The sequence below is a fragment of the Oleiphilus sp. HI0086 genome, from assembly GCF_001635225.1.
This window is the reverse complement of sequence record NZ_LWFZ01000526.1, coordinates 1-6,603: the sequence shown is the minus strand read 5'-3', so window position 1 is coordinate 6,603 and position 6,603 is coordinate 1. Positions and strand designations below refer to the sequence as shown.

Annotated in this window: 5 protein-coding genes; 3 read left to right on the top strand and 2 right to left on the bottom strand. The window is 43.6% G+C overall.

Annotated features, from left to right (window positions below):
- Positions 1 to 130: 130 nt before the first annotated feature.
- From A3756_RS06450 to A3756_RS06440, 3 genes are all read left to right on the top strand, one after another.
- Complete coding sequence (locus A3756_RS06450) at positions 131 to 520, top strand: putative zinc-binding protein (protein ID WP_068508605.1); 390 nt, start codon at positions 131 to 133, stop codon at positions 518 to 520.
- Between the two features lie 96 nt (positions 521 to 616).
- Positions 617 to 2,920 carry a penicillin-binding protein 1B gene (mrcB, locus tag A3756_RS06445; protein ID WP_068553116.1) on the top strand — a complete coding sequence of 768 codons (2,304 nt, stop codon included), beginning with the start codon at positions 617 to 619 and terminating at the stop codon, positions 2,918 to 2,920.
- A complete protein-coding gene (locus A3756_RS06440; RefSeq protein ID WP_068553114.1) occupies positions 2,911 to 3,444 on the top strand; it encodes a tetratricopeptide repeat protein in 534 nt (177 codons plus the stop codon). Before mrcB ends, A3756_RS06440 begins: the two co-directional genes overlap by 10 nt.
- Positions 3,445 to 3,531: 87 nt before the next feature.
- Here the strand turns inward: A3756_RS06440 and A3756_RS06435 are convergent, their stop codons facing one another.
- Positions 3,532 to 5,430: an HD domain-containing phosphohydrolase gene (locus tag A3756_RS06435; RefSeq protein ID WP_068641758.1), complete on the bottom strand. Its 1,899-nt coding sequence runs from the start codon at positions 5,428 to 5,430 to the stop codon at positions 3,532 to 3,534.
- 86 nt (positions 5,431 to 5,516) lie between these two features.
- A partial coding sequence (locus A3756_RS06430) for a PilT/PilU family type 4a pilus ATPase (protein ID WP_197481222.1) occupies positions 5,517 to 6,603 on the bottom strand: 1,087 nt, incomplete at its 5' end.

Below are 6,603 nucleotides of genomic sequence, written 5' to 3'. Positions count from 1 at the left end.
ACCTGGACAAGGCTTTATGCCTTAATTTCTGAATTTATCGAAGATTTGCAAAGTCATATCTCGATTGAAAACAATCTACTCTTTGCTCGCGCCTAACAGTTCTGGCACTCACTGATATTGATAGTAAAAGATGAATCATAGAGAACAGCAGCCTATCGTGTACTCATGCTCTGGCTGCTCTAATGTCGCCCAGCTTACCAATCAATTAGCCCTAGAATTGAACCGTCTAGGACAAGCTGAAATGTCTTGTATAGCAGGCGTTGGCGGACAGGTTAAATCATTAGTTAGACAAGCGAAATCAGAGCGACCGATCCTGGCCCTAGATGGCTGTGCTTTGCATTGTGTAAAACAATGCCTTAACAAAGTTCAAGTCACCCCCACACTTCACCTCACACTGACTGACCTAGAACTCAAGAAAGTAAAGCATCAAAACTTCTCAAAGCAAGAATTTGAACACGCTTACACTTATGTTTCGAAAAAGCTTTCGTCGATCCAAAGTAAGCCTCAGACGCACTTTTAGTCTTATCGTATTAAGCCTCACACATTCCGCTTGGCTCTGATACACTAGCTCTTTCAGCCCCTAGCAGCTTCTGCAACAATAAGTACTTGACGCGAAATGACTAACTCCGCCAATTTCAGGCACAAGCGCCCTCTCCTTCTTCGCCCAACTAGCTTGAAGATACTAAGTGTTTTGGCCTTACTGCTCTTTGCCTGGTGCATATATCTCGATGCTCAGGTCAGATATAAGTTTGAAGGCAAGCGGTGGGCGCTTCCAGCTCAAGTATTTGCCCGCACCCTCGAAATTTATAACGATAAGGCGCTAAACGCCAACAATCTGCTTGATGAACTCAATATGCTAGGTTATCAAGCCCGTTCGGAACCTAAATCCGAACGCAGCTACTCCATTCGTCACCTATCAAGCACCCATCAAGTTGTTGAACTAAAGGTACCTGCTCATCAAACACTTGAAGGTTATCAAGAGAGTAGTCACTTTCGTTTTCATATAGAAAACGATATCGTCACCCAGCTGCAAGGCCTGGGTAGTCATCAAGCGCTCTATACACTAGAGCCTTTAAAAGTGGGCGGCATTTATCCCCGCACTAAAGAAGAAAGAATCCTACGACCCTACGAAGACATACCCGACCAACTCATTGCCAGCCTTCTTGTCACTGAAGATCGTGACTTTAAACATCATTTAGGCATTTCACCGCTATCCATAGCGCGTGCTGCATGGGCAAACCTGAAAGCGGGCAGAGTTGTTCAAGGTGGCAGCACGCTTACCCAACAATTGGTCAAGAATTTTTATCTCAGTCGAGAGCGATCACTTAGCCGAAAGGTAAATGAAGCACTGATGTCTCTGATGCTGGAAGCCCATTATGACAAGCAGTCCATCCTAGAAACTTACATGAATGATGTCTTTCTCGGTCAATCTGGCTCACTCGCTATCCACGGGTTTGCAGCGGCCAGCCTCTACTACTTTGGCAAGGATTTACGTGCCTGCTCTATCTCCGAACACGCTCTACTTGTCGCCATGATCAAAGGCCCGTCCTATTATAATCCTCGCCGTTTTCCTGAACGAGCACTAAAACGACGCAACCTGGTTTTGTCTCTTCTGAACAAGGAGAACCTCCTTGACGATCAACGCTATCAAGAGGCGATCACTCACACATTAAACGTTATCGATAAGCCGACTCTACAGACTAATCCCTACCCGGCATTTATGGACATGGTAAAGCGTCAGCTGGGAAAAGATTACCATGAAGACGACCTACGCACTGAAGGGCTAAAGATATATACCAGTCTAGACCCCCAGCTCCAGCACCAGCTAGAGAATACAATCGCCAGCAAACTTCCAACACTCGAATCAGTGAAACAGACAGGAACGCTTCAAGTAGGCGCCGTGGTCACCGCAACCGGCACCGGGGAAATACTCGCCATGGCTGGGGACAGAAAAGCACGATACCGCGGTTTTAACCGTGCTCTTGATGCAAGAAGACCTATCGGCTCGCTCATTAAACCGTCAATATTCCTTAGCGCACTGGAAAAACCCTCACAATATCAACTCAGCACGCTGGTATCAGATCAGGCATTCAAAATAGAGTTTGAAGATGGGCAAATCTGGGCGCCGCAGAACTTTGATCACGAAAGCCATGGAGAAGTCCCCTTATATCTAGCGCTTGCTAAATCCTACAATCTGGCAAGTGCCCGCTTAGGTTTAGAGCTAGGAATTGACACAGTGCATGACATGCTCAGGCGTTTAGGTGTCAAAAGAGAGCTCACGCCCTACCCTTCTCTATTCCTAGGATCTCAATCATTGTCACCGCTTGAAGTGACGCAGCTCTACCAAACTATCGCCAGTAATGGCTTCAACATGCCCTTAAGAGGAATTCGCGAGGTCACCAACGCACAAGGTGAAACTTTAACCCGCTACCCTTTCAAGCTTAGTCAAGTAGTTGCACCCGAGGCGATTTATTTATTACAAGAAGCACTAGTAAAGACCATGCAAACCGGCACCGGGCGCTCTGCATACAAACAACTACCAGAGCAACTGGTGGTTGCGGGTAAAACCGGCACCACTAACGATAATCGGGATAGTTGGTTCTCAGGCTACTCGGGAGATTACCTAGCAACCTTTTGGCTCGGCCGCGATGACAATAAAGAAACACACCTAACCGGCAGCAGCGGTGCCCTGCAGCTATGGAGCGACTTTATTCGCCGCATCCCTCAATATCCCTTGAGTATGGAAGCTCCTGCTAACATCCAGTACCATTGGTTTGATCAAAACACGGCTCACCTCACCGATGAACGATGCAAGGGCGCTATAGACCTTCCTGTCTGGGGTGAACCAGATACATCTGAATATCAAGCATGTAAAAATGGTTATTCATCGGTGAAAGGGTGGTTAAAATCATGGTTTTAGAAGGCCTCAGTTATTTATTAAAGGCATCTCCTCTGGCTTTAGTGCTCAGTACAGTTCTCCTACTGAGCGCTTGTTCTTCACTCAACACACAGACTAAGCCTAACATTGTCCCCGTAACACCGAGTTCAAAGGCCGACTCACCGATCACATCCAAGCCTCACAGCATACTTAATAAAGCTGTAACACCAGAGGAAAAAAGCATAACTGTCGATAGTGATGCAGCCAAAAATCAAGATGTAGAAGTAAAAGAAATAAACAAGGTAGAAAGCAATATATTAAGCGTTCTACTTGCTAAAGCCGAAAAAGCAAAAAACTCTCAACAATGGCTACGCGCCCAACGAATATACGAACAAGCCATACGGGTCGCCCCAAACAACCCAGAGGTATTTATCAAGTACGGTGATTTATATCGTTTAATGGGAGGAGATGACAAAGCAAAAAGCATGTACCAGCGAGCGCTTTATCTAGCGAGTGGCGACAAGCGTTTAAGAGACCTTGTACTTGAGAAACTAGAGTCGTTCTAACTGTGCGCGTGTAAGTCAGCATTAAGTTTTAGATACTTGTGTTTCCAGCACGGCTTGATTGGTAAGGATAGAAGAACATGTTTTTAACTATGAATACTCATCTTTCAATATCTCAATAAATACGCCAGCAATACTTGGGTCAAACTGCGTCCCTGAGCAGCGCTTAATTTCAGCAATAGCTTCTAAGCGGCTACAACCCTTTCTATAAGGTCTATCAGCGGTCATCGCATCGTATGTATCTGCGAGCGCTGCAATACGGGCGAGAATCGGAATATCTTCGCCCTTTAATCCATCTGGGTAGCCTGTTCCATCATATTTTTCATGATGACTTCTTACTATAGGTAGAATCGCTTTAAACTTATGGATTGGTTTAAGAATAAGCTCCCCCTTTACTGGATGTTGACGAATGATTTCAAGTTCACTATCCGTAAGTGGCTCAGCCTTGTTTAGAATCTGCTCATAGGTACCGATTTTCCCAATATCATGGAGAATGCAGCCCACCTTGAGAAGGTTTAATGATTCGGAATCAAGTGATAATTTCCGTCCAATACGTAATGCCAGAGCTGTCATGCGCTCCGAATGCCCCTTAGTCCAGTGAGACTTAGCATCAATTGCAGAACTCAAGGCAGAGGTTGTATCCAAAAACATTGAATGCAAAGACACATAGTTTTCTGCATTTTCGATCGCTATAACAGACTGGTTGATTAGCGTCTGGCAGAGGGCGATTTTTTCTTGAGAAAAAGGTTCCCGGTCCCACACTCTTGACTCACCCAAAATAATAGCACCCTCTGAGCGTCCTTTAATAACTAAGGGAAAGATTAAACCGGAATGTGTTTCAGAAGTGAAAATTTGTTCCAACTCAACTTTATGTCTCCGATCAAACATTTCTGTATTAGAAACTGATACGTATCGTCCAGTGTCAAAAGCCTTCTGTAAGTCAGGACAATATTTTACGTCTAACTCGTTTCCAATGCCAGGCTCCCAATCTAGCATCCTGATGGGATAGGCTGCGCGAATTACAGGGCCTGCATGCTCACTATCTTTTAGAGCAATACGGCAATAGGTTACTTTCAGTGTACTTGTTAGTTTCTGCGCCATAAGCTTTAGCAACTGCTCAATATCTAACTCGGACGAGAGTTCAGCGCTTGCCAATAAAAGTATCTCAAGGTCTAAAGAACGTTCCTTTAGCTGAATACTGTGTCTATCCAGTTGGTCTTTGAGGCTTAGGTGTTGATGGGAAAGCTGTTCAGCCATGCTGTTGAAACTGTCAGCAAGTTCCTCCAATTCGTCCCCGGTATCTAAATTGACTCGATAATCCCATTCTGAGCTTTTAAGCCTCTGAGTCGCCTTAACCAGGTCGTTAATGGGACGTGTAATCGAACGAACTAGCTGGAAGCTAAAAAAGACAAGGAAAAAGACGAGAAGCGTGCCGCTAATGACAACGCTTTTTTGTGCGCCATAACGCATCTCAGATGCTTCATGAAAAGCTTTTTCTAATTCATGGTCAAGAAAAATATGAATCTGGTCTAGCTGTGTGGTGATTTTCTGGCCTAATGCATCGAACTCACTCAACAAGCTGTTTTTCCCGCTAGTTTCGGTAGAACCCGCTAAAACTAATAGGTTCGAGCTCAGGCTAGATAAGCGAGCAATGTCACTTCTAACTCGTTTCAACAGAAATTGTTCTTTTTCAGCTAATATGGGTTTATGCTCAATTGTTTCCAAGAGAGCGTTTAGCTCGTCAATAAGATTACTGAACTGTGAACCTTCTTTTTTGACTCGAATAGAAGCCCGTTGTTCGGCTAATAGGGATACAAACACAGTTTGTGCTTGATCGACTATTCCAGTATGGCTAATAATTTTGTCTACCAACAAAAACTTCTTATCTATCCTAGATTGCTCAAATAAAACGTAGGCTAGTGTCGCGGAAATTAATACCAGACACACAACAACGGCTATAATAATCCGGCTTCGAATATTTGTTTTCAATAAACTCGTCCTAATAATTCAGAAAGAAGGTAAAAAGATCTATTTTCCAGTAAGAAATGATTTGGCATGATACCGACATTTGCACATTAGCTTTTTATTTGCCAACCTTCAGAGGCCGCACTGGGGTCGTCTTTAAGGCGGATTTTCACTTGGACATTATGTTTCGAATCTGCGTTGTTAATAGCTTCTTCCGCTGAGATTTTCCCTTCTTTATAGAGTTTAATTAGAGATTCATCGAAAGTAACAACATTTTGATCCATGTCTCTCTCAAATGCTTCAGTTAACTCTCCAATTTTTCCTTTCTGAATCAACTCACCAAAGTAAGGAGAATTTCGCAATATTTCTAATGCTGGAGTTAATGAACCATCCTTACTTTTTACAAGTCGCTGGCAAACAACAGAATGAAGGTTTCTTGATAGATCAATCAATATTTGTCCCCGGTCATCTGGAGGGAAAAAGTTAATAACTCGATCCAATGTTTCAACGGCATTGCTGGCATGAATAGTGGCTAAACATAAATGACCTGTTTCAGAATATACGATCGCCTGTTTCATTGTGTCGGTATCTCTTATCTCCCCAATCATGATTACATCTGGAGCTTCACGCATTGCACTTTTCAAAGCATCTGAATAACTCTTGGCATCGATCGAGATTTCCCGTTGATTAACAATTGATTTTTTGTAAGAGAATAAGTATTCAATTGGGTCTTCTATAGTCAGAATATGTCCTGTTGAATGCTTGTTTCGAAAATCGATCATTGCTGCTAGCGTTGAAGATTTACCTGAGCCGGTGGCGCCAGCAACCAGAACCAGCCCGCGTTTCTCAAACATAAACTCACCCAGATCTTCTGGTAACCTTAGCTCTTCTAGAGTTGGCGGTGAGGTTTTAATACAACGAATCACCATCGCAACAGAACCGCGTTGCCTAAAAACACTCAGGCGAAATCGCCCCAAGTTAGGAACGGAAATACCAACGCTAGTGCTCAGATTCTCATCAAAATTCTTAATTTGCTGATCATTCATCAGAGAATAAGCAAGCTCTTTGGTTTGGGCTGATGTTAAAGCCGTGTCTTTATTAATCGCACTACAAACACCTTGTATTTTTACTAAGACAGGAAAGCCCGCGCTAAAAAACAAATCCGAGGCTTGCTTTTTAATCATGTACTGTAAGTAC